Origin of the sequence: Colwellia sp. BRX8-5 (assembly GCF_014077325.1) — a bacterium.
GTDB lineage: Bacteria > Pseudomonadota > Gammaproteobacteria > Enterobacterales > Alteromonadaceae > Colwellia_A.
Genome location: NZ_JACGVR010000002.1, coordinates 81,287 through 107,435, shown reverse-complemented (window position 1 = coordinate 107,435; position 26,149 = coordinate 81,287). Strand labels below are relative to the sequence as shown.

Below are 26,149 nucleotides of genomic sequence, written 5' to 3'. Positions count from 1 at the left end.
TATTTATACAATTATTAGTATGGTATAGAACCACTAACTAAAAAACAATCAAGTTTGTTAGTTTCTTCTTATTCAACAAATATTTATCAGCACAGCTTTAATCTTCTTTAATGACTTGTGTTGGGATAATAATTTTGAAATTAACCCCTTTTTCAATTTCACTAATAAAGGATATTTTTCCACCTAGTGCTTGTGTGACTAAATTATACACCAGATGTAAGCCCAAGCCACTGCCACCCGAACCCCTTTTTGTGGTGGTGAAAGGCTCAAAAATTTTATTCATAATAGAAGGCTCAATACCCCTACCGTCGTCCTGATAGTCAATAGTAAGCATATCGCTAGAAATACTAGTCTGTATGGTAATTACACCATGGTCTCTGTCATCAAAGCCATGATTAATAGAATTTTGTATTAAATTAATAATTATTTGATTGATAGGACCGGGTTTGCTTTTTATGACGAGTTCGCTTGGACAGTCCACATTAATAATAAAAGGTAACTTTTTAATTTGTGGGGCTAACGTTAATAATATGTCGTCAAACAAATTTTTGATATTGAATGTTCGTGCTTCTTCACTTGATTGGTCAACAGCAACTTTTTTGAAACTGGCAATTAATTCTGCAGCGCGCTTCAAGTTACGGTAAATAATTGCGGTATTTTCTTCACCTTCAACAAGAAACTTTTTCAATTGACTTGATTTTAAGGTTTTATCATCAAAAGCTTTTTTTATTTCTAATAAGCGATCCGATAATAATGTTGAAGCTGTAACGCCTAAACCTATCGGTGTATTTACTTCATGAGCAACACCGGCAACCATATCGCCTAACGAAGCCATTTTCTCACTTTCAACAAGTTGCCCTTGAAACTGATGCAATTTTTCTAATGTTGAAAGTAATTCATTATTGGAATCCTTCAAGGCTTGGGTACGTTTATTGACTTTATTTTCAAGATCTTTGTTTTGCTGATAAGTGAGTTGCTTGGCATCGGAGAGTTTAGCAAGTTGTGTTTCAGCTCTATTGAGTACGATGTTTATGTTGCGCGCTAGAATATCGAGCTCTTTAAAAGGCATTTGTTCAATGCGTAAATTGAACTGTTTATGTTTCGAAATATCTTGTACTTTATTTGCCATATCTGACATAGGAATGGTAATAAAGCGGTTGAGTATTATTGTTATTAAAAGCGTCACTAAAATAAGCATGAAAATAATGACGCTATAACGCAAGAACATGTTGTTTGTTATACGTTTAATATAGTCAGTACCAACTTGTATATAAACGTAGCCAACTTTTTTATCTTGCTGGGTAATGGGTACCATAAGCTCTATAATATAAGTACTTATCTTTACCGAAGATAACTCCATTATTCTATCTGTTTTTTCAAGTATAGGTGAGCTCATACTTTTATTATAGTTCGCAAAAAACACTATGCCTTCAGGCTCAGGGGATACTTTATAAATATGAACGTGATTAATATAAGGGACAGATTTAAGCATGGATAAATAATGATCAGTTAACAGCGTTTTATCATTAACAAGATTGGTGCTGCTGGCATTAGCGATAAGCTCGGCCCAATATTTTGTATTAGTCGCTGCGTCTTCTTTTGTATCTTCAATAAATGAATTAGCGATGATAAAAGAAGAAAGAGTAACAAACAATACAATGAAACCGATGATCATAATCATCAGTTTTTTCTTTAATGAGTGAATGCGTTTCATTTTTTCCATATATTTATAGTAACTTAAATTTTATATTGAGCAATTAAATTGAACAATGATAAAGAGAAAAGCCCTTTTGCTTAGCTAAAACTTGTGTTCTTCCAATCGCCTCTTCCATGATGGGTTGATAACGGAGAAAACTATTTGCCACCACAGTGACTTGTCCTTTCGGTTTTAAATGGGGTTTTATTTTTGAAAGGAATGTCTCTGTTGCTTGATAATTGGTTTTAAGGCCCTGATGAAAGGGTGGATTTGAAATAACGTAATCGTACTTACCTTTTACATCTGACAAGCTATCTGATGGAAAAACGTGACCAGTTAAATTATTTAATTTCAATGTTGCTTGCGCTGAATATAATGCTAAGGCACTGACATCAAGTAAGTGTAACTTAATCTCAGGAAAAACTTTACCCAAGTAACTGGCTATGACTCCGGCACCACAGCCAAAATCGAGTAGCTCGCCGGTAATTTTCTTTGGTAAATTTTCCAACAATACCTGAGTGCCAATGTCGAGGCCGTTTTGACTGAATACACCAGGCAAGGCAACCACATCTACACTTGTGTCTTTAATCATAAAAGAATATGGCTTTAGCCAGTTGTCTAAGATAAAAGACTCTTGCGTCGCAAGTATATTGCTTGCGAATAATAAGCAATGGCGAGCAGCATCAATTTTTGCACAATCGCCAAGCTGTTGTTCGGTCAACTTTGCTAATGACTTAATACCGCTTTTATTCTCACCGACAACCAAAACTAAACATTCATTTGCTATCGAGTCTTTTATCATCGCGAGCATAAAAGTTAACTCGGCCTTACTTTTAGGAAACTGAATAATCACTAAGTCGTGGGCAGTCTTACTTTGATAATAGACATTAAATACCGCAGTCATTTGAGTGAGGTCTAATCGTTTGGCTTGTAAATGTGATTGATAATTCGTGTTATAACATGTCATCACTGCTTGAGGGTGAAGTGCATGGTATTCTTCAAAAAAATCGTCAATAGGTAAGTTGATAAATAATGGCGCTTTTGCTTTTAGTAAATCGGGATTACGCAGCAATAATTGATTGATGTTATCTAACAAAGTTATTCTCAAATAATTGGGTTATGGCATTCATAAATATATAACTTATACCCTAAATTAATTAACGGTATTTTATACGCTTAACGAAAAGATATGTTTATAATAGCCGCTATTCTACGTGAATATTATTATCATGTCAGAAAGGCGAATAATAAATTTGCAAATCACCATATAAAATTCAGGGAGTGGGTTATTTTTACTAAATTTTTTACTTGGTTTAAAGTGAAACTAATACGCAGTGATAAGCGTGCATGGTTATTAAAATTTCGCTATTTTACCGTCCCTAACTGGTTTAGAAAAACACCTGTCGCTGAAGTTTACTTAGCACTTAATGACCCTTATAGCTTTATGCTGATTCAAGTGTTACCAGAGCTAGAGCAACGTTTCAATATTCAATTTAAATTGTTCTTAGTCTATGAAAGTGTTCCAGGGGTAACTATCGATCCCAAATTAATGCGCACTTGGGCAATAAAAGATGCCAACTTTATTGCTGATCAATATCAATTGAAAAAAATAACGCAACGACCGACTCAAGAATCACTCTTTACTGGTCAGCAAATGTGGCAGTTGCGACCTAAAACACTCGATAATGCTTGGCAACTCTTTCAACAGACTTGGTCGAATGATTTTGATTACTACTATCATGCTTCTACACCGGTAATAAATTATCAAATTAAAAATTTAATACGTTTAGTTAAACAAGGGCATTACTTACCTTCGTCTATTTTTATTGCGGGGCAATGGTTTGTTGGTATTGATAGGCTTGAGCATCTAGAAAAACGTTTGGCTGACTTTGGTTTAGCAAAAGATGACAGTGTTGCTGTTTATCAAAAAAATAAATTAGTCTTTGCTGAGCAACAAGTGAAAGATAATGCAGCTGACATCGCTGACATCGCTGACACGAAAATATTAGAAGCCTTTATTTCATTACGAAGCCCTTATTCTTACATTGGTTTATTACAAGCAGAAAAGTTAAGTCAGCATTATCAGATCCCTTTAAAGATAAAGCCGTTATTACCTTTGATTATGCGGGGGTTAACCACGACAGAAAATAAAGAACGTTATGCTGTTTTTGATGCCAGTCGTGAAGCTAAAAAACTTAATATTCCTTTTACCGGTATTGCAGATCCTTTAGGGCAAGGTATTTTTAATGCTTTTCAAATTTTTTCGTATGCAGAACAACAAAATAAAGAACTCGATTTTATTAAGTCTGCGTTTAAGGCCATTTATGTTGACGGTTTAGACTTATCAAATAAATCGGTAATCGAATCTTTATGTCAGCAGCATAAAATCAATTATCTACAAGCGTTAGAATATAATAATGAACATGACTGGCAACAATGGTCTGATACCAACCAAAGTACTTTAGATGGCATGGGGTTATGGGGAGCGCCTTGTTTTCGATTTCAAAATGTTATTTGTTGGGGGCAAGACCGCTTGGCACAAATTGAACAAGCGATCATTGTTTCATAAGATATAATATATCCGTATTATCTTCATTTAGAGCACTATTGACTCAACATTAGAATAAATGTTCTAATGTTGTTGTCCTGAATTCAATAAAGTTTTGTTTTTTCAAACAAGCGAAACTTATGATAAAGGGCCAGAAGAGGAGCATTAACCAGGTAGTTATCATAAAGAGATCAAGCTCTAATGATTGGTAACGAGGGGGATTAATGCCGAGGTAAGTAATTTTTTGATAATTTACTTATCGGTTGTTTGGGTTGAATCCTAACAATTGTCACCAACTTGGTGGGGAGCTTCTGGCCTTTGTAAAGCCTAATGCTCTTCACATAAGTGATTGTTATCTTGGTTATTACAAACGCCTAAAAGTTCTCCGAACGAACAGAGTTCGAGAGAAATGAATCAAATAAAACTATCAAAAAAAATTAGCTTAACAGCTAACCCAACGCTTCATCATACTATTTTATGGACCGCATTAATTACGCCATTACTTGATGATGGTCAAATCGATTTTCCAAGCCTCAAACAATTAGCTATTAGTCAGTCTGACGCCGGTAATGGTATTGTCTTGCTAGGTAGTACAGGAGAGGGCCTGGCCTTAACATCGCAAGAGCAAGTTAAGATTGTTGAATTCGTTTGCCAATTATCACTAAGCGCACCTTTAATGGTTGCTGTTGGCGGTTATCAGTTAACCGAGCAAATTAATTGGATAACAGCTTGTAATAAATTACCTATTTCAGCCTACTTACTTGGTAGTCCCATTTACGCAAAGCCGGGTGTGATAGGTCAAACGCAATGGTTTAGTGCTTTACTTGATGCCGCCAACTTCCCCTGTATGTTATATAACGTCCCCTCTCGTAGCGGTGTTTCTATTGCTATTGAAACTTTACAGGCGGTGCAAAATCATCAGCATTGTTGGGCGTTAAAAGAAGCCAGTGGCGATTTAAATCAGGTACTCGCCTATCGCCAGTATTGTCCAGATATAGCCCTATATAGTGGTGAAGACGCCATGATGCCTTACTTAGCACAAGCAGGTGTAAAAGGGTTAGTTTCGGTTTGTAGTAATGTCTGGCCGGCAGCGACTCATCAATACGTCGAGCTATCACTAGCTGGTGAGACTCAAGGTTTATTTCCACTTTGGCAAAATGCGGTCGATGAGCTTTTTCAGGTGGCAAGTCCCATACCCGTAAAAGTATTAATGCACCAAAATAAAATGATCAACACTCCCTTTTTACGTGCGCCGTTAACCCATTTAGAACTTAACGACTGCAACTCGCTGTTAGCATCAGATAAATTAATTAATCAATGGCTTGAAACTCAAGCTAAGTGATCCCTTTAAGTATTAACATGAGAATTTAAAATGAATTGGCAAGAAACATTAACACAATTAGAAGCAGGTACTGTTCGTGCGGCAAATCAAGATGAAGCAGGAAATTGGCAGGCCAATGTAGCCGTAAAAGAAGCTATATTATCAGCATTTAAAGCGGGCGAAAACATTGCTTTTGATGGCATTTATAAGGGGTTTGTCGATAAACATAATTTACCTGCGCGTGAGTTTACCGCTGACGATAAAGTGCGATTAGTACCGGGTGGTTCTTCAGTTCGCCGTGGTGCGCATGTTGCTCCTGGTGTCATTATTATGCCACCCGCTTACATTAATGTTGGGGCTTTTGTTGATACAGGTACTATGATTGATAGCCATGCATTAATTGGCTCGTGCGCCCAAATAGGTAAAAATGTTCATGTTTCTGCCGCTGTTCAAATTGGTGGTGTTTTAGAACCGGTTGGTGCAAGCCCTGTTATTATCGAAGATGGTGCCTTTCTAAGTGCTGGTGTGGTCATTGTCGAAGGTATTGTTGTTAAAAAAGGGGCTGTTTTAGCGCCAGGTGTCTCACTTTCAGCGTCAGTGCCTGTTTACGATTGTGTGAATGAAGTGATGCTTGAAAAAGGTGCTGATATTCCTGAACGTGCTGTAGTGGTGCCAGGAACACGTCCGGTTTCAGGGGCGTGGGCGAAAACGCACGGTTTAAATATGGCTTGTGCATTAATCGTTAAATATCGCGATGAAAAAAGTAATGCCTCGTTAGAGCTCGAGTCTATTTTACGTTAAGCCCTCTAAGGTAAAGCAGGAATATCATGTCTGAGTTAGTAAATACTACCTATTGTTTTGATTCTCCTTCGGCGCTTGAATTAAGCGCTGAGTTAACAAAGCAACAACCTGAAAGTAGCCAGCAAGAAGGTTACTTTGTTTATCATCTTGATGCGCTTAAAGCCCATTTAGCCGAACTACAACGCCAAGACGTCATTAAGTTATGGTTTGCGGTAAAAGCGAACCCGTTATCTAACATCATTAAAACCTTAGACGATGCGGGTTTTAATTTTGATGTGGCGAGCAGTGGCGAATTAAATCAAGTCTTAAAGCAAGGTATTACACCCGAACGTATCTTAAATACCGGTCCGGCAAAATCAAAAGCACAAATAACGTCGTTCATTAAACAAGGGGTTAATATTTTTGTTGCTGAAAGTTTGAATCAATTAACTTGGTTAAATGAAGCAGCTATTGAGCATGATGTTAAGCCAAGAGTGCTGTTGCGGGTTCAGTTGCAATGGCCAGAGGGTGAAAAAAACCCTTTAGGGGGAAATTGCCTAACACCATTTGGTTTGTCGATAGAGCAGTGGCAAAGCATTAAAGTCGTTAACTTTCCTGGTATTGAGTTGTGTGGTTTACATATTTTTCAATGGGGCAATATGCTCAGTAATGAAAAAATGTTCTCGCTGTGGTCACAAATGGTTGCACCATTAAAAGGTTTAGCTGATGACATAGGTATGCCATTAAAAATCTTAGATTTAGGTGGCGGTTTAGGTATTGATTATTTACAGCAAGGCAAAACACTTTCTTGGCAGAAAATTATTGCTGATCTGGCGATCATAAAGCAGCAGGCAGGTGCCGAAGAGTTATGGTTAGAATTGGGCCGTTTTGCGGTTGCTGAGTGTGGTTATTATGTGGTCCCCGTTGTTGATAGAAAAATGAATTATGGTCAAGAGCAGTTAGTCTTAGCCGCAGGTATTAATCATTTGTTAAGACCGGCGATAACCGAACAGCCTTTTCCTGTCAATTTACTACGAGAGTCTACACGCGAAAAACAGTTGTTTGATATTCATGGTCCGCTATGTACCAGTATGGACAAATTGGGTAAGTTGCCTTTGCCTGATGACGTATCTGTTGGCGATCAACTGGTATTTGGCTATTGCGGTGCTTACGGTTTTACTGAAAGTATGCCATTTTTTCTTTGTCACCATATCGCTGCTGAATACGTGTTTAGTCAAGGGACGTTGGTTGAAGTCAGAGCAGCACAACCAGCGGATTGGTATTTAAGATAGCGATAAATACTTCAGCTTAATGTTTAAGATAAAGTGAACAAAATGAATGAAATAAAAAAAGAAGTTATGCATGTTGGTGAAATGGCGAGCGGCGCAGCACTTACCGTTCCTGTTTATCGTATAAAAGGACGTACTGATGCACCCAGTGTTTATATTCAAGCGAATATGCATGGCGCTGAAGTGCAAGGTAATGCGGTTATTTTTCAACTATTAGAATTATTGAAAAACACAAAAATAAATGGCGATATTACCTTAGTACCTTATGCCAACCCTGTGGGGTGTAATCATAAAAATGGTGAATATACCCTTGGCAGATTTGATCCTATCACCGGAGTGAATTGGAATCGGATGTATCACTTTGATGAAAGCATCATCAAGCCGTTTGTTCGTGAATGTATTGGCAAAAAAAATCAAGTTATTGAAGCCAATTTTAAAAAGCTAATGATTGAAAGTATTGAAGAAAAACTTAACCATAATATTTATGGGCTAACGACCGGACAACGCATTGCTTATCAATTACAGCGCTTGGCTCATCAAGCTGACTACGTTTTAGACTTACATACCGGGCCTATTTCAAGTAAACATTTATACTGCCCTGAATATGCGCAAGAAAGCGCTCAGTACTTTGATATTCCACATACATTATTAATTCCTAATGACTTTGATGGTGCCTTAGATGAAGCAACCTTCTGCCCTTGGTGGTCATTACAAGACGCTTTTGCTGAATTAGGTATCGAGTTTTCGATTAGTTCAGCGTCTATTAACAAAGAAAGCTTTACCGTTGAATTAGGCTCGCAAGAACAGATTGATCTTGATGTAGCCTTAGAAGATGCTAAAAGTATTATGAATTATTTACAGCATAAAAACGTCATCAACACCACTGAATACCGACCTAAAACGATGACACGTTATGGATGTTATTTAAAAAACTACAAAGCCTTTTATTCGCCAATGGGAGGGATGGTCGATTACTTGGCTGAATTTGGTCAACCATTAGCTGCAGGTGAACCGCTGGCGAGAATTTTACGCATGGATAATTATGGTGACGGCGATCCATTGCACTATATTTCACTGGATAAAAAAGTCATTCCTATTTTACATTTTGCCTCGGCGAGTGTGAATCAAGGTACAGAATTATATAAAGTGTTTAGTGAGTATTTTGAGTTTTAATACTGTGTGAATTAGCCTTGATTTATAAATAAGGTATTGACAATACTACTGTTGCCAATACCTTTGAACTACTTGTTTGTTTGCTCTTTTTGGCGAGATTGTTCGATACTCGCGCTAAGTTCTTTGGCTAAAGATTGGACTTCGGGTATAAAATCTTGCATTAACTGTTGTGAAAGTATGATTGAGTCTTGAATAATTAAAGGCATTTTTTTCGTCATACTTCTGCCAATATCTGAACGATAAAATGTTATTAACCCTTGTATTTCTGCTTCGGTAAAATTGCGGCTGTAAATGTCTATCATTGGCTCTTTAAAGCTATGCCAATTCATTTTCTCATGAAGAAGGGCATTTACTTTATCCATATATTTATCAAAATGAACTTTCTCTTTGTTCGAAATATTCATTTTTTTCGACATACCTTCAAACATTAGCGTAACTTGACTTTGCATACTCTCTATCATTTTTGAAACTTCAGTTAATTCCATTAATTTTTCAATCGATGCCCTTGATGATAAGTCGTTAGCTTTACTAGTAAAACTAAGCATAAGTACCAATAGCAGCATGGTGATTCTTCTCATTATTATTCCTTTAATTTTTAATAGAGTGAGTATTGATCATAATACTTGTTGATTATATTGCAACATTTTCATTACATTTGTAGCAACAAAATGATGAGTCGTAGAGTGACTGAAAATCATCACTAGATTACCATCGACTTCTGATTATGGTTAAAATTGGAAGGTAATAAATTTGATTTAACGCATTTATGAAGCATAGGAATCAAATTAGTCATTAAATCGTCACTTAGTAAGCCATAAGCATATTTATTAAAGACAATTTTGTGGTATAAATAATGCTCTTAATAAATTCTAAACGATTAATAAAGGACTAATGGTGAATTTTAAACGGATGTTTTTCTACTATATTATACTCGTTGTTTTTTTGCCTCTTACTATACAAGCGGCTGAAAAAAAATGGGTTTATACCGTTGTAGAAGGCGATAGCTTATGGAGTATCAGCCAAGAATATCTTGAAGAAACAGCTTTTTATCAAAAACTTCAAAAACTTAATGGAATCACATATCCTAAAAAATTACAGCCCAATACCTTAATAGAAGTACCTATGTCGTGGATAAAAAGCTATCCAACCTATGCGACAATAACGGCTATTTCGGGCAAAAGTACCTTCTTTAAACAAGGTGAAACGCAAGTCACTAAACTCGGCTCAATATTGAGCTTTGGTGATATATTAACTGTTGATGCTAATTCTAGTGTCAGCCTCACGCTTGTTGATGGCTCTGTGCTTACTCTTCTTGAAAAAAGTAAATTGTCTTTTGAGTCTTTAATAAGTTATGGCAAAACAGGAATGGCGGATACGCAACTAAAACTTCACCAAGGTAAAGTTGAAACACAGGCAAAAAAATCAAAGGGACCAGGGTCTCGTTTAGATATATCTACAGCTTCAGCCATAAGCTCAGTGCGAGGCACGGTTTATAGAGTTGCACATTCCTCGCAAGATCATAATTCACTTATTGAGGTATTAGAGGGCGAGGTCGAAGTTAACGCACAAATGCAAAGTGAATATATAGCGAAAGGGTTTGCCAGTAAAGTAGCGAAAGGACAGGTTCCTAGTAAACCGATAATGCTATTGAATGCCCCACGTTTTATCAGCACAAAAAACCGCTTTGAAGGTGAGGAGGTAAATTTTGACTGGGAAAATGTTAAGGATGCAATAGCATACAAAGTGCAAATTTCATCTAATAATACTTTTACAGATATTGTTTGGCAGCAACATCAATCTCAAACAGTTGCTACGCTCGCAAAAATCGTAGATGGCGATTACTTTATTAGAGTTAGTGCGCTTAGTCTTTCAAATATAGAAGGGTTCGCTCGAAGTACTTCATTTTCTGTTAATAATAAGCCATTACCTCCAGCCATTAGTGAAGTAGATAGCTTTTTTGATGCTGGTACTCGTGAACTTACTTGGGCTTATGCGAAAGAATTATCAGGTTCGCTTTTACAAATCGCCTCGGATAGTAATTTTGACAATGTTATTATTTTAACAAATTTGTCTGAAAGCTCATTTATTATTCCTAATACACTTCCTTTTGGGAAATACTATTGGCGGGTGGCTGGCGTTGATCATAAAGGTCGAGGACCTTTTTCGAAGGGCAATGATTTTTTATGGCAGGCATTATTATCTCCTGTGCAATGGAGTTATCAGCATAAAACTGATCAGTTAGTCGTTGATTGGTCAGCACTTAAGGTCGATGAGTCAGTACAGATACAGGTTGCTGATGAGTCTGATTTTATGGCTAATACCCAGGTTCTTGAATCGGTAGTAAAAACGCTTTCAATACCTATACCCAACGACAGAGATATCTATATACGTTCGCGTGTTATCAATAAAAAATTAAATGTTCATGGAGAGTGGAGCGACGTGAAGACTATCAGTAATAATGATGATAACGCGCTTATATCGTTTGCTTTTTTAGCGCTTTTTATTCTTTTGTAATAGGTCATGATTAGCATTATGTTTAGGCTACTATTTAAAGACAAAAATTTAATGGCAATGCTGCTCATTAGCTTCCTTTTCATATTTTTTTATACGCCAGAAAATGTGTTAAACACCTTGTTTTATGATGTTGTGCTTAAGCAAAAGCAAGTTAAAGAAAATCATGCTGTTATTATTGCTATCGATGATAAAAGTATTCAAACAATAGGCCGTTGGCCTTGGCCACGTAAAGTTCACGCTCAACTAGTCGATAAATTAGCGTCTGCAAAACCTGCCGCTATTGGTTTTGATATCTTATTTGTCGATCCGGACCTAGCCGAGCCAACATCAGATGTCACATTTGCTAAAGCTATCGCCAATACGGCTAATATTGTTTTGCCTTTATCCCCTAATTTTGAAGAAAATGCTAGCGCTCATGAGCTTTTGCCATCGACGATTTTTTTAACAAACAAGGTAGTATTAGGTCACAATGATTTTGAATTAGACACCGATGGTGTTATGCGCAAAGTCTATTTATATGCCGGTTGGCAGCAGGCTAAATGGCCTAGTTTTGCATTATCTCTTGCTCAAATTATGCAGCCTAATAAATTTATTGCTCCCGATAAAGTTTCAAAAGGAAACTTTTGGACAAGACAAAAACCAATAAATATCGCTTTTAATAGCATAGATATCCCCACTTTATCTTATAGCGATGTGCTCAGTGGTGATGTTGACAACACTATATTTAACCATAAAGTTATATTGATTGGAGTTACCGCATCAGGACTTGGAGAGCGCTTTACTACACCGACATCTATGTCTCACCAACGACTTTCTGGTGTTGAAATTAATGGACATATTGTTAATGCTCTACTCTCAGATGCAACGATTACTTTAATACCAAACCTTGGTCAGTATGCTTTTGCAGCGATAATCGTTTTACTCGCGATTCTCTGTTTATCTTTATTGAACTCTGCTTTTGTCTTAACAAGTCTAGCCGGACTAATTATTGCTACCTTTGTTATCGCAACAGGGAGCTTGCTCGTCTATAACCTATGGCTAGATCCGCTGTTGCCCATTGGCTTACTTTTGTTAATTATTTTGTATTTATTGTTTTTTAAAGTGAAATTTTATAAAAATAATTTGCTACAACTCAATCAAAAAATATATACGGATAACGCAACACAACTACCTAACGCTGAAAAAGTAAATTTAATTATAAATGAGCTGATTTTATCAGCACAGCTTGAAAAGAAGCCTTTCCCGGTCATTATTATCAATATAGGTAAATTTAACGCAGTAAATGATCTGGTTGGCTTTAGTGAAGGCAATAACTTATTAAAATTAATCACCAAACGAATACAGTACTTTATTGATGAGCAGCAGGTGATAGCTCGACACACAGGAACAGAATTTATTGTTACTGGGTTAGGTCGTCATAAAGAAGACGATATTAAGCTTATGTGTAATAACATTAATGTTAATTTATCTAAAATATTATCTATTCAAAATGAATCGTTTACTTTGCCGATCAGTATTGGTGTTAGTACTTACCCACACGATGGCTTATCCGCAGAAACCCTGATTAATTGTGCAACTTCAGCAATGCAAAGGGCTAAAGAAAGATCTGGCAGAGGCGTTTGCTTTTATCATAAACACATTAATCAAGAAACTTTAGAGCGACATCACTTCGAAAATGATTTAGCACACGCGTTAGAGAAAAACGAAATTGAAGTTTATTATCAACCACAAGTTAATGCTCAAACAAGTGAGATAGTTGGTGTAGAGGCCCTTGCTCGTTGGCTTCACCCCGTAAAAGGTTATATACCGCCAACTGAATTTATACCCATTGCCGAATCAACGGGGCTGATTAATGAAATAGGAGAGTGGATATTAACAACGGCCTGTCAGCAAATTAAAATATGTCAATTAACCTATGGTATACCAATAAAGTTGGGCGTTAATGTCTCTGCGATTCAATTTAATGAGGAGTTATTAATAAAAAACATTGAAAAAATTCTTAATGATACTGGCTTTAATGCGCAGTATTTAGAATTAGAATTAACGGAGAGCTGTCTCATCGACAATATGGGGAATACCGAAAATATATTGTCTCAATTAAAAAAATTGAATATTAACTTGTCGATTGATGATTTTGGTACCGGTTATTCGTCTTTAAGTTACTTAAAAAGTTTTCCTATTGATCGCATTAAAATCGATCGCTCATTCATTAAAGATATTAATGACAGTGATGATGCAAATAAAATTGTTTTAGCGATTATATCTATGGCTCAGAGTTTAAATATGTCGACTATTGCAGAAGGTATAGAATTAATAGAACAGCAAAAATTCTTGCAAAAACATCATTGTGATGAGCTACAAGGCTATTTATTTAGTAAGCCTTTATCTTATAAAGATCTTGAATCATTACTTAAAAAAGGTAGGTTTTTGTAACTTTATTTGCTGTGGTTTTACTATTTATTATCATATTATTTGTTGTATAACACCGCTAATGCTTATATTTTTTAGCAAGACTTACCTATATTAAGGCCTCTTAACATTCATTAAGAGGCCTTGTTTTTTTATCAGATAATTTTTTTATTTTAACCGCTACAGCTTTAAGTGTGTATTGAAGTAATTAGTCATCATGGTTTTAATGTGTAACGTTGTGCCACTGCCTTCGTACAAGCCATGGCTTCGATTCGGGTAAGACATGAAGTCAAACTGACGGTTGTGCTTAACTAATTCATTAATTAGGCGTTCAGAGCCTTGGTAATGAACATTATCGTCGCCTGTGCCATGAATAAGCAGTAACTTACCTTGCAAGTTTTTAGCATGGGTAATAGGTGAACCTTGCTTGTAACCTTCGGCAAAGTCAGCTAATAAACCCGAATAGCGTTCTTGGTAAATAGAATCGTATAAACGTTGATCAGGCACAGGTGCTAAAGAAATACCTACATGATATTGCTCAGGGTAACGGAACATCATATTTAAGGTCATCGAACCACCGCCAGAATGCCCCCAAATAGCAACATGGTCAGTATCAATATAGTCCCAACGATTTGCCATTGCTGTTAATGCATCAGATTGGTCACGTGAAGAAAGTACACCGACTGCGCCGTAAATTGATTTGCGCCACTCTCTGCCTTTTGGTGTGCGTGTACCGCGATTATCAATAGAGGCTATTATGTAACCCTGTTCAGTTAACATTTGATCCCACATAGCTGCACTGCCACGCCAGCTATCAGTAACCGTTTGTCCCCAAGACTCTCCATAAACATAAAAAATGATAGGATATTTTTTCTTAGGATCAAAATCCGCAGGGCGAATAATATAACCGTCTAAAACGACACCATCTTGTGCTTTTACTTGAAAAAACTCATGATCTGTTTTTGGCAACTCAGCTAATTTATCGATTAATACCTTGTTGTCCATCATCATGTGTTTGGTTTGATGACCTTCAATTTTCACTAAACGTTTCTGCGTTGGTTGGCTAAATGTCGAGTGTGAATGAATCGCCCATTGCCCGTCTGCCGACATTTGGTAACTGTTAGTACCAGCAAATTCTTCAGGAGTGACCCGTTGATTACTTAAACTTCCATCAAGCTTGCTGCGATATAAGTAACGCTGTGCAACATTTTCAGGTGAAGCTATGTAGTACAACCAACCGTTTTCTTCGTCGATGGTTTGAATGCTTATTACATCAAAGTCACCTTCCGTTAAGTTTAAAGCGGTTTTTCCGTCACGTGTTATGTTGAAAATATGGCGCCAACCACTGCGTTCACTAGTCCATAAAAAGCTGTTGCCTTGGTTTAACCAGCGAGCATCGTCAAAGAAATCAAGAAAGGTCTCTTCTTGCTCTGTCATCACAGTTGTGACATCACCGGTATTAGCGTTAGCTAAATAAAGAATATTAGTGTCTTGTTTGCGGTTGACATGCTGTACCAATATTTGTTGACTGTTACCTGACCAATTCATGCGTGGAATATACATGTTGCGTGAGTTGTTGGGTAGATTGGCCCAGATAGTTTTTGTTGTCGCTAAATTTACTACGCCAACTTTTGGTAATGCATTTGTTTCACCCACTTTAGGGTAAGGGAATTTTGTGATGGTCGGGTAAAGTTCGTCAGTATTATTAATCATAATGAAGTCTTTACTACCACTGGTGTCTAACTGCCAGTAGGCAATTTTTTCACCGTCAGGGCTCCAGCGAAAACCATCCTTAATGGTAAACTCTTCTTCGTAAACCCAGTCAAATAAACCATTGATTTTTCCATCGCCAGCGTCAAATGTTAATTGAGACACCTTATTATTTGCTAAGTTTTCTACATAAATATTGTCTGCAACCACGTAAGCGACTTTACTTGCATTAGGTGAAAATTTTGCAAACATTAATGAGCTTGCTAAGGGATTTTTGCCACCAAGTTGCATTAATTTATTGGTTTTTATATCTAATAACCAATAATCACCTCGACTGTTTGAACGCCATACTTTTTTACTATTAGTATAAATAAGCAATTTTTGACGGTCGTCTGACCAAGTGTAATTATCTATATCTAATGGCTTTTCAGTGCCTTTAGGTGTCAGTTGTTGTGCCGAAATCAATACCGAACGCTGTAAGGTTTCAGGGTTATAAACAACGATGTCACGACCTATGCTGACTTCTTTGCCTTTTTCATCTGTTTTTGTTTTTGCTGATTTTTCAACGATGGTGTAACCACTACCGTCGGCTAACCAACGTAGGCGAGAAATATAATCTGAGCTAAATTCACCCTCTTTGTAAATACGTTCAACGGTTAACGGCGTTGATTTTTTAAGGTTAATGTTAGTATTTGTGGTATTTTCTGTGGTGATGTTTTGACAAGCAGCTAATGATACTGCAATAGCAGTGGTCAATGCGGTTGAGCATAGCCAACGAGTTATTTTTATTTTAGGCATAATATTTCCTTAATTTGCGTACAATCACTTTAAATTGTATACAATTAATTGGCAATGCTGTTGGTCGACTATTTTGTCACTTTTACCGTATTTAAATGATCGCTTAGCGGTTGAAAAAAGTAAATTTGACCTCACCTATTGCACATCAAAAAACAAAAGGTTGAACCATGGATAACGCACTAGAAATTTCTGGCTTAAAAAAAGTTTATAAAGGTGGTTTTACTGCACTTAAAGGTATCGATCTTACGGTTAAACAAGGTGATTTTTTTGCTTTACTTGGTCCTAATGGCGCAGGTAAGTCGACAACCATAGGTATCATCACCTCTTTGGTTAATAAAACCGCAGGTAGTGTTAAGGTTTTTGGCCATGATATCGATAAAGAACTTGAACAAGCCAAGAGCTATTTAGGTCTAGTCCCACAAGAGTTTAACTTTAATCAATTCGAAACCTTGTTAACTATTTTAGTTAATCAAGCCGGTTACTATGGTGTTGAACGTTCTTTAGCATTTAAACGCGCTGAAAAGTACCTGAAAAAACTCGATCTATGGGACAAGCGTAACGATGCAGGTCGTATGCTTTCAGGAGGAATGAAACGTCGCCTGATGATTGCAAGAGCGCTAATGCATGAACCGCAGGTACTTATTCTTGATGAACCTACTGCTGGTGTTGATATTGAACTTCGTCGCTCAATGTGGATTTTCTTACGTGAATTAAACAAGCAGGGTATTACGATCATTTTAACGACCCATTATTTGGAAGAAGCTGAAATGCTTTGTCGAAATATTGCCATTATTGACTCAGGTGTGATCGTTGAAGATACTGATATGAAATCTTTGCTGTCAAAATTAGACCAAGAAACAATCGTCTTTGATATCGACTCCGTAACTAATGCGCCAGAGCTTGATGCCTTCACTTGTCGGTTGATTGACGACCACACCTTAGAAGTTGATGTGAAAAAGTCGCAACTTATTAATGATATTTTTAGCCAGCTTAACGGACAAAATATTAATGTTCGTAGTATGCGCAATAAAAGTAATCGCCTAGAAGAGTTATTCGTCAGTCTCGTGGGTAGTGGGCAAAAAGTTAAACAGGAGAATAAATAGTATGTCATCAAAAAGTAATTTTATTGCTCTGAAAAGCATCTTATATAAAGAAATCAATCGTTTTACGCGTATATGGGTACAAACATTGGTCCCTCCGGCTATTACCATTAGCTTATACTTTGTTATTTTTGGTGAACTTATTGGTTCGCGCATTGGACAAATGGGCGGGTTTGATTATATGTCGTTCATTGTGCCTGGCTTAATCATGATGAGTGTCATTACCAATTCATATTCAAATGTCGCCTCGTCATTTTTTAGTGCTAAATGGCAACGTAATGTTGAAGAAATGCTGGTTGCACCGGTACCAAATTGGGTGATTGTTGCCGGTTATGTCGGTGGCGGTATGGCACGTGGTATGTTGGTGGGTACGATAGTGACTTTAGTCTCTTTATTGTTTGTTGATATTCAAATTCATAATATTTGGGTGATTATTGCCACGGTTAGTTTAACGTCAGCCACGTTTGCCTTAGGCGGTTTGATTAACGCTATTTTCGCTGGTAGTTTCGATGATATATCCATTATACCAACGTTTATTTTAACGCCATTAACGTATCTTGGTGGTGTATTTTATTCAATCAGTTTACTCCCTGATTTTTGGCAAGGTGTTTCACAATTAAATCCTATCGTTTATATGGTCAATGCTTTTAGGTACGGATTTTTAGGCATCAGTGATGTGAGTCTAACATTAGCATTCTCTGTATTAGGGGCATTTATTATTACCTTATATGCGATTGCCATGACACTTATCACCAAAGGAATAGGGCTACGTAGCTAATGACTATCAATATCGATAAAGAGGATGTCAGCGTGACGGGTGATTCAAGAGTTATCATCACTAATCAACCTGGCATTCATGAAAAACTTGAAGAAATTGTTGAAAAACATTTACAGCACCGCTCACAAAAGCCTTTTCAAGCACATACCGAGCAAGCGTTTGCCGAAATGGATGTTTTAGTGAAGGCCCATCAAGGGGATATTATTTTAGACTCGTGCTGTGGTGTTGGGCAAAGTACACGTATTTTAGCCAAACAAAATCCGCAGGCTTTAGTGATTGGTGTAGATAAGTCAGCGCATCGCATTAATCGTAATGTTGATGAACTTCTCCATGACGATGGCTCTAAAATTGAGAATTTCCATTTAGTTAGAGCAAATTTGAATGATTTTTATCGTTTAGTTGACCAAGCGAATTGGCCAGTAAATAAACATTATATTTTGTATCCCAATCCTTGGCCTAAATCTAAACATATTCAAAGGCGTTGGCATGGTAGTGCGGTATTCCCACAAATTATTAATATTGGTGAACAAATTATTCTGCGCAGTAACTGGCGATTATACTTAGAAGAGTTTCAATTTGCTGCCGATGTAGCGGGTATTTTAGGTGATATTAGTGCGATTACTAATGAAGAGCCTTTAACGCCATTTGAAGCAAAATATAAAGCGAGTGGTCAACCTTGCTGGCAGTTATTGCTCAATCGTGAATATCTACCTTTTATTTAATTTTATTAACTATGCTGCTTAGCAAAATTGACAATAAGTTAGTGAAACTCGCTAATTTATTTAATGAGCAGTAAATAATGATTTGAAATTAAATTTTATTTTCATTAAAAATCAACTCTTTAACGTATATGGCTTAGATCTTGATTACTTTTTGATTAATGAGTAATAATACTCAATCAAAAAGGATATTGAAGATGAATAATTTAATTAAAAAGAATGTATTAATGATGGCGTTGAGTACTTTAGCACTTGTAGAATTAGCGCTAGTTTACGCAGCAACCATTATGTAGTGACTTTATTGCTGGACTTTTCTCTGGTAGATAAAAATAAAGTACAAGACATTTCAGTCATTTTTTATTAAAGTGCCGTTTTATGTTTACTTACCAACATGGTTACAGCGGCAAGGTATGACGACGAATAAGCGCACAGCAAAAGCGACTCAAGAGTCTTTACACAGTATTTTTACAATTCCGGAAGCACCTGATTCGACGTTGGGGCTAATCGAAAAAGAAATATCAGAAAATCTTGCTGGTTTTTTAGGTAATCATATTGCTGCTAAAGAACGTGCCTTAAGCGAAATTGAAAAAGATTTCGCTAGCTCTGCAATTCCCGAAGAACCTAGTTTTGTTTCTGATCATACTCGTCATATTTTAGATAAAGTTGTTGCACAATCAGTGCATACATCAAGCCCAAGTTTTATTGGTCATATGACTTCAGCTTTACCTTACTTTATTTTACCGCTTTCTAAATTGATGGTGGGTTTAAATCAGAATTTAGTCAAAATTGAAACATCAAAAGCATTTACCCCACTTGAACGTCAAGTGTTAGGTATGATGCATCGTTTGGTTTATAAAGATAATGACCATTTTTATGAGCAATGGATGCACAGTGCTAACCATTCATTAGGTGCCTTCTGTTCTGGTGGCACTGTCGCCAATTTAACGGCCTTTTGGGTCGCGCGTAATAATTTGTTGAAAGCTGATGGTGATTTCAAAGGTATTGCACGAGAAGGCTTATTTAACGCATTAAAACATTATAAATATGATGGCTTAGTGATTTTAGTGTCTGACCGTGGCCATTATTCATTAAAGAAGTCTGCTGATATCCTAGGGATTGGTCAGGACAGCGTGATATCAATTCCTACCGATGGCAATAACCGCATTGATTGCCAGAAATTGCGTGAAAAATGTCTTGAGTTGAAACAAAGAAACATCCGCGTATTAAGTATTGTTGGCGTTGCTGGTACGACAGAAACAGGTAACATTGATCCATTAGATAAAATGGCTGATATTGCTGAAGAGTTTCAAACACACTTTCATGTCGATGCTGCATGGGGTGGTGCGACGTTATTATCAAATAAATATCGTCCACTGCTTAAGGGTATCGAACGCGCTGATTCAGTAACTATCGATGCTCACAAGCAAATGTATGTGCCTATGGGGGCAGGCCTGGTGGTGTTTAAAAATCCGGCTTCTGTGGCTTCTATTGAACACCATGCAGAATATATTTTACGTAAAGGTTCAAAAGATTTAGGCTCACATACCTTGGAGGGTTCAAGACCCGGTATGGCGATGTTGGTTTATGCAAGCTTACATATTATCAGTCGACCTGGTTATGAAATGTTGATTAACCAAGGAATTGACAGAGCACGGTATTTTGCAGAACGCATTAATCAGCATGCTGACTTTGAGTTAATAACTGAACCAGAGTTATGTTTATTAACCTATCGCTACAATCCAAAAGCGGTGCAAAACTTATTAGCAAATAGTTCAGCAGAACAACAAGATAAGATTAATTATTTACTCGATGACCTGACTAAATTTATTCAAAAACGTCAACGTGAAAATGGTAAATCATTTGTTTCACGCACGCGTATTGAAGTGCAGCGTTATCAAGGTCGTAAAACTGTGGTTTTTCGTGTTGTATTGGCGAATCCATTAACCTCCAATGAAATTCTTAATGATGTGCTAGTCGAGCAACTTGAATTGGCTCAAGAAAGTGAAACCTTTCTACCTGATTTGTTGTCTTTAACTTAGCTTATATTTTGTAATTCTGCTTGAAATGTTTTACTTATACTTTCGTTGTGTAAGTTATTTCTTTCGTTTTATTATTTATCTTTCTAAAAAACATTATCTAACTCACTGTTAAGTAAGGATATATATATTTTTAATGAATTTTTGTTCTATAAAGTTTCATTTAGATCTATAAATGTTATTTTCTTTATGAAAGTTGTTGTGTAATAATTCATGCACGATTACATTTTGTGGTGGTAATAATTATGGAATACGACATGAGAAAAACTCCAGTAGAAGTATCTGAACACAATCACGCTGACATTTCATCGGTTCAACAAGCCTTAATTGAAGCGCAAAAAGAAATTTTAGAATTGCAATCGCAAATTCAATGGTTAGAACGCTCATACGAATAAATTTTTGTCGCGTTTTAGCACAGTAAATACTAAAAAGCCGAACGTTATGAAAATAACATTCGGCTTTTTTGATCTTTATTGATTAATACGAGCAGTAAATAATTATTACAGGAAAACTTGTAAATTATCGATTAACCTTGCTTTACCACAATGGGCAGCGGCGAGGATCACTAATTCTTTATCATCTTTATTGGCGGGTTGCAGTGTTCTTGCATGACAAATATCAATATAGTCAGTCTTCATACCGGCATTATTAATCAAATGTGTGGCTTGTTTGATCAGACCACTAAAGTCGTGATCAGACTTTATTTGCTGTGCTAGCCATTGAATGCTTTTTGCAAGTGCTGGTGCGATTGCAAGTTGTTCCGGCGTTAAATAACCGTTTCTCGAACTCATTGCTAAGCCACTTTTTTCGCGAACCGTATCGACAGCAATTATATCAATAGCCATTGAAAGGTCTTCAACCATAGTTTTTATCACTTGGACTTGCTGATAGTCTTTTAACCCAAAACACGCGATGTCTGGTTGTACTAAATTAAACAGTTTACACACAACCGTCGCAACACCACGAAAGTGTCCTGGGCGGCTTTCTCCACAGTAACCAACAGATACATTGGGTACATCAACATAAGTCTGCTTATCTAGCCCTTTAGGATAAATCATTTGAGCTGATGGAATAAAGAGTAAATCAGTATTAGCAGAGACTAATTGCTGTTGATCGTTGTCGAGCGTGCGCGGGTAATTGTCAATATCTTCATTGGCGCCAAATTGCATAGGATTAACAAATATACTGGCAACCACTTTGTCGGCGTGACGATGAGCCTCTGTTACTAAAGCTATATGCCCAGCGTGTAAATTGCCCATGGTAGGGACAAACGCTATTTTTAAACCTTGTTTACGCCATTTAGTGACTTGTTGGCGTAATTCGATAATCTCATTTACTATTTTCATATAGGGTATTTTACAATCTATTTAACAAAAATATGTTCGTCACCAGGGAAATTTCCATCGGAGACTTCGCTAATGTATAACTCAATGGCTTTTTTAATGTCACCAGTATCGATCAAAAAATTACGTGAAAACTTCGGCATATAGCTACAGGAAATACCCAAAGCATCGTGCATCACCAAGATTTGACCATCGGTATCTTTACCTGCACCAATACCAATAGTTGGGATTGAAACAGCAGTAGAAATCGCTTTACCTAAATCACAAGGTATACATTCTAAAACTAACAATTGCGCGCCAGCCGCTTCAAGTAACTTAGCGTCGGCGATCATTTTATCTGCTTGTGATTTTTCACGGCCTTGTACTTTAAACCCACCAAATACATTAACAGATTGTGGTGTTAAGCCCAAGTGAGCACAGACTGGAATACCGCGCTCTACTAGGCCTTTAATTGTATCAACTAGCCATTCACCACCTTCCATCTTTACCATGCTTGCACCGGCTTGCATAAGTTTTGCCGCGTTAGTGAAAGCTTGCTCTTTAGTGGCATATGTCATAAAAGGCATATCACTAATGATGAGGGTGTCAGTAACACCACGCTTTACCGATTGTGTATGATAAGCCATATGGTCTATATCAACAGGTAATGTGTCATCTTGGCCTTGTAAAACCATACCCAATGAGTCGCCAATTAAAATAGCGTGAATACCCGCTTGATCGAATAGTTTTGCAAAACTTGCATCATATGCGGTGATGGTAGAAATTTTTTCACCTTGCTGTTTCATTTTTAGCAAAGTTGATGTGGTTATCTTAGCCATATTTAGTCCAAAATTTTTAAGGTTTGAGTAAATACTCAGAGAGCGTATTTGAGTGGGCGTACTTTCGCATAATTGTTAAATTAGCGCAACTTGCTATGAATTTTTAACCCGTTTGTCGAAATTGCTTGGCTTAATGCTAAAACAGGCTTGCCATTGGGGAGTGTTAGCTTAGGTGATAACTCTGCAAGTGGTAGCAAGACAAACTCACGAAGCTCTAAGCCATAATGAGGCACGGTTAAGCGTTCGTGGTTAATGGTTTCATTATCGAATAAAAGCATATCTAAATCGAGAATACGTGCTCCCCAGCGATTATCTTTTCGAACACGACCGGCATTATTTTCGATGGCTTGTAATTCGTTGAGTAAATCTAAAGGATTTAGGTCAGTTCTTAACAAGGCAACAGCATTCATATAATCAGGTTGGTCTTGTGGTCCCATTGGGCGGCTAAAATACAGCGAAGAAACACCGTCGAGTGTGGTGTTTTTTATTTGTGTTAAGGACGCAACTGCAAGTTCTATTTGTTTTTGAGGATTAGACAAGTTACTGCCTAATCCTACATAGACTAACGCCATTAATCAGTACTGCTCGATTTGTCTTCGCGAACAACTCGACGTTTTCTAGGACTTCTTCGGCTGCTAGTTCGTGATTGGGCAATACTTTTTATCATCAATTCTTGCGTGTTGTGGTCATTCACTTGAAAGTCAGTCCACCACTTTGCTAACTCTTCTAATGCTGGGTTTTCAGGTGTTGCTTCTATTTGGGCTCTCAGTAAAAGAAAATCATATCCCGCACGGAATTTCTGATGTTCTAACGCCTTATAAGCACGTTTACCATCTCTACGACTTAGCTTATCTTGCAGGATCCATATGTCTTTCATTACTGCCTGAAAACGTTTAGGGATACCTATACTGCGCTGTTGTTCAGACATTATTTCGCTTAAAGCAGCAAAAAATACATCTTGGGGTGACAGCTGTGGTTGTGCACTACGTAAACGCTCAACATGACTTTGCAGTGGATACCAAAGCATAGCGGCAAATAAGAATGCTGGGGTGACGCGTTGTTCATTATTAATGCGGCTATCGGTATTTTCCAGTGCTTGAACGATAAAACGTTCAATATGTGGATGATTGCCTTTACTTAGCATTTGGTCAGTTGCTGGGAAAAAATAGCGAAATAAATCATACTTTCTTAACTGCTGAAAAGTAAGTTGCGCTTTGCCGGCAATAAATAACTTTAAAAATTCTTCGAACATTCTTGCCGGAGGTATGTTTGCCATTAAAGGAGCTAATTCAGCAATTGGCGCTTCTGTTTCTGGGCTAATGGTCATATCTAGCTTAGTTGCAAATCTAATTGCACGTAGCATACGAACCGGATCTTCACGATATCGTGTTTCAGGATCACCAATCAAACGGATTAATTTAGCGTTAATGTCGCCAATACCGTTAGCAAAATCATGAACTTTAAAATCTTTTGCACTGTAGTAAAGTGCGTTAATGGTAAAGTCACGACGTTCAGCATCTTCTTCGATAGAGCCATAAATATTATCACGCAGTAACATGCCGTCTTCACTTTGTTTTGAAGTCTTTTGGCAACTTTGCTCTTTCTCTGGCGCATTTTCATGGTGGCCACGGAATGTTGCTACTTCAATAATTTCACGGCCAAAAACAATATGAGCTAACCGGAAACGGCGACCTATTAATCGACAATTGCGAAATAAATCTTTAATTTGTTCAGGAGTCGCATTGGTCGCTATATCAAAGTCTTTTGGCTCTAAACCCAATAATAAATCACGTACACCACCACCGACTAAATAGGCGTCATAGCCACCACTATTTAAGCGGTAAAGCACTTTTAAAGCGTTGTTGCTCATTTTCTTACGAGAAACATTATGCTGGTCGCGTGTTAAAACAGTAGAGCCTGAGGTCGGCTGAATTTTAGTTGAGCTTTTAGCCATTTTTTTTGAGGCTTTACCTAATACTCTTTTACACAAGTTGATAACACTTTTGATAATACTGGCCTTGATTGGATAATGTGGGAAGTTGAAACATCTTGTAATGCTACGTTTCACTTTTTTATTGGCTACAATAATATATCACGGGGCAATAAAAGAGAATATAAAACGTTTGAAAATTCAACAAACACCCGTTTTACTTGAATATTACTGACAAAATGCTATTTCTTGCTGCTTAGGGATCGCATCTGTAGACCAGTTTTCTATCGCCCACTCTATTATTTGCGTGGCAGAATAAGCATAAAGGTCTTTGGGTGGATGTTGCCCTAGAAAATTAAGGGCTGCGATTAAGGAGGGGGTTGGATTGTTATTATCAATGGCAGGAGCTTTGTTTTGTTTACTGAGTTTAAAACCAGTAGCATCAACGGCTAATGGAATATGGCCAAATTGTGGCGCTTGATAACCTAATTGTTGATAAAAACTTAACTGCCTTACTGTCGGATCAAGTAAATCACAGCCTCGAATAACATGGCTAATATTTTGATAAATATCATCGACCACAACAGCAAGTTGATAAGCAAATAGCCCATCTTTTCTGGCTAAAATAAAGTCTTCTTTGGCAAGCTGTTGCGGACAAAAATAATCACCTTGTATTAAATCATGATAGTGATAAATACCGTGGAGATTACATAACCGCGTAGCACTATTTGTTTGCGGATGATTTTTATTTCTGCACTGACCTTGATAAACCCCGCCCTGGGCCTTGATTTCAGCGCGTGTACATTGGCAGTGGTAAGTGAGTTTTTGCTCTGCTAATTGTTTTAAAACGTCACGATATAAATCGCTTTGCTGACTTTGATATAAAACAGGTTCGTCCCAGTGGAGTCCATAAGCATCCAGTGTTGTTAAAATTGCAGCACTGGCGCCGAGCATTTCACGGGGTGGGTCTATATCTTCAATACGAACTAACCATAAACCTTGCTGATTTTTTGCATGTAAATAGCTGGCGAGTGCGGCGATTAAAGAGCCAAAATGAAGGAAGCCCGAAGGGGATGGAGCAAAACGGCCACGATATTGAGTCGTAGATTTACTCAAATATTGTGGCCGCGTAATATTAATTTTGTCGTGATTCATATAATGAATACGTTAACGTAATATCATTTAAT

At 37.2% G+C, this 26,149-nt stretch carries 21 protein-coding genes and 1 riboswitch; of the genes, 12 read left to right on the top strand and 9 right to left on the bottom strand.

Annotated elements, in window-relative coordinates; all coding sequences use genetic code 11:
- Window positions 1–97: 97 nt before the first annotated feature.
- Together H4J62_RS02010 and H4J62_RS02005 are read right to left on the bottom strand one after the other, a co-directional pair.
- Window positions 98–1,714 (bottom strand): sensor histidine kinase, encoded by a 1,617-nt coding sequence (locus tag H4J62_RS02010; protein ID WP_182214430.1) that lies wholly within the window; start codon window positions 1,712–1,714, stop codon window positions 98–100.
- A gap of 43 nt (window positions 1,715–1,757) precedes the next feature.
- Window positions 1,758–2,792 carry a methyltransferase gene (locus H4J62_RS02005; RefSeq protein ID WP_259366488.1) on the bottom strand — a complete coding sequence of 345 codons (1,035 nt, stop codon included), beginning with the start codon at window positions 2,790–2,792 and terminating at the stop codon, window positions 1,758–1,760.
- A 222-nt stretch (window positions 2,793–3,014) separates the two neighbouring features.
- Between H4J62_RS02005 and H4J62_RS02000 the strand changes: the two genes are divergently transcribed.
- From H4J62_RS02000 to H4J62_RS01980, 5 genes are all read left to right on the top strand, one after another.
- The gene (locus H4J62_RS02000) at window positions 3,015–4,265 is read left to right on the top strand and encodes a DsbA family protein (RefSeq protein ID WP_182175349.1); all 1,251 of its coding nucleotides are present in this window, start codon (window positions 3,015–3,017) and stop codon (window positions 4,263–4,265) included.
- A gap of 126 nt (window positions 4,266–4,391) precedes the next feature.
- A riboswitch (Lysine riboswitch) is annotated at window positions 4,392–4,563 on the top strand.
- Between the two features lie 90 nt (window positions 4,564–4,653).
- The gene (dapA, locus tag H4J62_RS01995) at window positions 4,654–5,586 is read left to right on the top strand and encodes a 4-hydroxy-tetrahydrodipicolinate synthase (protein ID WP_182215620.1); all 933 of its coding nucleotides are present in this window, start codon (window positions 4,654–4,656) and stop codon (window positions 5,584–5,586) included.
- A 30-nt stretch (window positions 5,587–5,616) separates the two neighbouring features.
- Entirely contained in the window at window positions 5,617–6,366 is a 750-nt protein-coding gene (locus H4J62_RS01990; RefSeq protein WP_182215618.1) for a 2,3,4,5-tetrahydropyridine-2,6-dicarboxylate N-succinyltransferase, read from the top strand.
- A 26-nt stretch (window positions 6,367–6,392) separates the two neighbouring features.
- Window positions 6,393–7,637: a PLP-dependent decarboxylase gene (locus tag H4J62_RS01985; RefSeq protein WP_182215616.1), complete on the top strand. Its 1,245-nt coding sequence runs from the start codon at window positions 6,393–6,395 to the stop codon at window positions 7,635–7,637.
- A gap of 33 nt (window positions 7,638–7,670) precedes the next feature.
- Complete coding sequence (locus H4J62_RS01980) at window positions 7,671–8,807, top strand: succinylglutamate desuccinylase/aspartoacylase family protein (RefSeq protein WP_404842398.1); 1,137 nt, start codon at window positions 7,671–7,673, stop codon at window positions 8,805–8,807.
- A 68-nt stretch (window positions 8,808–8,875) separates the two neighbouring features.
- Here H4J62_RS01980 and H4J62_RS01975 read toward each other — a convergent pair whose 3' ends face one another.
- Window positions 8,876–9,385, bottom strand: a complete 510-nt coding sequence (locus H4J62_RS01975) for a DUF2059 domain-containing protein (RefSeq protein WP_182215612.1) — start codon at window positions 9,383–9,385, stop codon at window positions 8,876–8,878.
- Window positions 9,386–9,698: 313 nt separating this feature from the next.
- On the opposite strand from H4J62_RS01975, the gene H4J62_RS01970 reads away from it, so the two are divergent.
- Complete coding sequence (locus H4J62_RS01970; protein WP_182215610.1) at window positions 9,699–11,321, top strand: FecR domain-containing protein; 1,623 nt, start codon at window positions 9,699–9,701, stop codon at window positions 11,319–11,321.
- Between the two features lie 18 nt (window positions 11,322–11,339).
- Entirely contained in the window at window positions 11,340–13,754 is a 2,415-nt protein-coding gene (locus H4J62_RS01965; RefSeq protein ID WP_182215609.1) for an EAL domain-containing protein, read from the top strand.
- A gap of 156 nt (window positions 13,755–13,910) precedes the next feature.
- Here H4J62_RS01965 and H4J62_RS01960 read toward each other — a convergent pair whose 3' ends face one another.
- The gene (locus H4J62_RS01960; protein WP_182215607.1) at window positions 13,911–16,238 is read right to left on the bottom strand and encodes a S9 family peptidase; all 2,328 of its coding nucleotides are present in this window, start codon (window positions 16,236–16,238) and stop codon (window positions 13,911–13,913) included.
- Between the two features lie 167 nt (window positions 16,239–16,405).
- Here H4J62_RS01960 and H4J62_RS01955 point away from each other — a divergent pair, with 167 nt between their 5' ends.
- From H4J62_RS01955 to H4J62_RS01935, 5 genes are all read left to right on the top strand, one after another.
- The gene (locus tag H4J62_RS01955) at window positions 16,406–17,341 is read left to right on the top strand and encodes an ABC transporter ATP-binding protein (protein ID WP_182215606.1); all 936 of its coding nucleotides are present in this window, start codon (window positions 16,406–16,408) and stop codon (window positions 17,339–17,341) included.
- A gap of 1 nt (window position 17,342) precedes the next feature.
- On the top strand, window positions 17,343–18,116 hold the full coding sequence (locus H4J62_RS01950; RefSeq protein WP_182215604.1) for an ABC transporter permease: 774 nt from the start codon (window positions 17,343–17,345) through the stop codon (window positions 18,114–18,116).
- Window positions 18,116–18,838, top strand: coding sequence for a tRNA (guanosine(46)-N(7))-methyltransferase TrmB (locus H4J62_RS01945; protein WP_182215602.1), 723 nt, complete (start codon window positions 18,116–18,118; stop codon window positions 18,836–18,838). The genes H4J62_RS01950 and H4J62_RS01945 overlap by 1 nt, the downstream gene beginning before the upstream one ends.
- Window positions 18,839–19,245: 407 nt before the next feature.
- A complete protein-coding gene (gene panP, locus H4J62_RS01940) occupies window positions 19,246–20,874 on the top strand; it encodes a pyridoxal-dependent aspartate 1-decarboxylase PanP (protein ID WP_182215601.1) in 1,629 nt (542 codons plus the stop codon).
- 254 nt (window positions 20,875–21,128) lie between these two features.
- Window positions 21,129–21,266: a hypothetical protein gene (locus H4J62_RS01935; protein WP_157470960.1), complete on the top strand. Its 138-nt coding sequence runs from the start codon at window positions 21,129–21,131 to the stop codon at window positions 21,264–21,266.
- A gap of 105 nt (window positions 21,267–21,371) precedes the next feature.
- Here the strand turns inward: H4J62_RS01935 and panC are convergent, their stop codons facing one another.
- The 5 genes from panC to gluQRS form a co-directional block, all read right to left on the bottom strand.
- Window positions 21,372–22,217, bottom strand: a complete 846-nt coding sequence (panC, locus tag H4J62_RS01930; RefSeq protein WP_182215599.1) for a pantoate--beta-alanine ligase — start codon at window positions 22,215–22,217, stop codon at window positions 21,372–21,374.
- Window positions 22,218–22,234: 17 nt separating this feature from the next.
- The gene (panB, locus tag H4J62_RS01925) at window positions 22,235–23,032 is read right to left on the bottom strand and encodes a 3-methyl-2-oxobutanoate hydroxymethyltransferase (RefSeq protein ID WP_182215597.1); all 798 of its coding nucleotides are present in this window, start codon (window positions 23,030–23,032) and stop codon (window positions 22,235–22,237) included.
- A gap of 80 nt (window positions 23,033–23,112) precedes the next feature.
- Window positions 23,113–23,604, bottom strand: coding sequence for a 2-amino-4-hydroxy-6-hydroxymethyldihydropteridine diphosphokinase (folK, locus tag H4J62_RS01920; protein WP_182215595.1), 492 nt, complete (start codon window positions 23,602–23,604; stop codon window positions 23,113–23,115).
- Entirely contained in the window at window positions 23,604–24,986 is a 1,383-nt protein-coding gene (pcnB, locus tag H4J62_RS01915; protein WP_182215628.1) for a polynucleotide adenylyltransferase PcnB, read from the bottom strand. The genes folK and pcnB overlap by 1 nt, the downstream gene beginning before the upstream one ends.
- A gap of 204 nt (window positions 24,987–25,190) precedes the next feature.
- Window positions 25,191–26,117 carry a tRNA glutamyl-Q(34) synthetase GluQRS gene (gluQRS, locus tag H4J62_RS01910; protein ID WP_182215593.1) on the bottom strand — a complete coding sequence of 309 codons (927 nt, stop codon included), beginning with the start codon at window positions 26,115–26,117 and terminating at the stop codon, window positions 25,191–25,193.
- Window positions 26,118–26,149 lie beyond the last annotated feature (32 nt).

Coding starts and splice junctions, on each gene's coding strand:
- H4J62_RS01985 (WP_182215616.1), top strand. CDS start 6,393: ATGTCTGAGTTAGTAAATACTACCTATTGTTTTGATTCTCCTTCGGCG.
- H4J62_RS01935 (WP_157470960.1), top strand. CDS start 21,129: ATGAGAAAAACTCCAGTAGAAGTATCTGAACACAATCACGCTGACATT.
- H4J62_RS01965 (WP_182215609.1), top strand. CDS start 11,340: ATGTTTAGGCTACTATTTAAAGACAAAAATTTAATGGCAATGCTGCTC.
- dapA (WP_182215620.1), top strand. CDS start 4,654: ATGAATCAAATAAAACTATCAAAAAAAATTAGCTTAACAGCTAACCCA.
- H4J62_RS01955 (WP_182215606.1), top strand. CDS start 16,406: ATGGATAACGCACTAGAAATTTCTGGCTTAAAAAAAGTTTATAAAGGT.
- H4J62_RS01990 (WP_182215618.1), top strand. CDS start 5,617: ATGAATTGGCAAGAAACATTAACACAATTAGAAGCAGGTACTGTTCGT.
- gluQRS (WP_182215593.1), bottom strand. CDS start 26,117: ATGAATCACGACAAAATTAATATTACGCGGCCACAATATTTGAGTAAA.
- H4J62_RS01945 (WP_182215602.1), top strand. CDS start 18,116: ATGACTATCAATATCGATAAAGAGGATGTCAGCGTGACGGGTGATTCA.
- folK (WP_182215595.1), bottom strand. CDS start 23,604: ATGGCGTTAGTCTATGTAGGATTAGGCAGTAACTTGTCTAATCCTCAA.
- H4J62_RS01970 (WP_182215610.1), top strand. CDS start 9,699: ATGGTGAATTTTAAACGGATGTTTTTCTACTATATTATACTCGTTGTT.
- pcnB (WP_182215628.1), bottom strand. CDS start 24,986: ATGGCTAAAAGCTCAACTAAAATTCAGCCGACCTCAGGCTCTACTGTT.
- H4J62_RS02010 (WP_182214430.1), bottom strand. CDS start 1,714: ATGAAACGCATTCACTCATTAAAGAAAAAACTGATGATTATGATCATC.
- H4J62_RS01960 (WP_182215607.1), bottom strand. CDS start 16,238: ATGCCTAAAATAAAAATAACTCGTTGGCTATGCTCAACCGCATTGACC.
- panC (WP_182215599.1), bottom strand. CDS start 22,217: ATGAAAATAGTAAATGAGATTATCGAATTACGCCAACAAGTCACTAAA.
- H4J62_RS01975 (WP_182215612.1), bottom strand. CDS start 9,385: ATGAGAAGAATCACCATGCTGCTATTGGTACTTATGCTTAGTTTTACT.
- panB (WP_182215597.1), bottom strand. CDS start 23,032: ATGGCTAAGATAACCACATCAACTTTGCTAAAAATGAAACAGCAAGGT.
- H4J62_RS01950 (WP_182215604.1), top strand. CDS start 17,343: ATGTCATCAAAAAGTAATTTTATTGCTCTGAAAAGCATCTTATATAAA.
- panP (WP_182215601.1), top strand. CDS start 19,246: ATGACGACGAATAAGCGCACAGCAAAAGCGACTCAAGAGTCTTTACAC.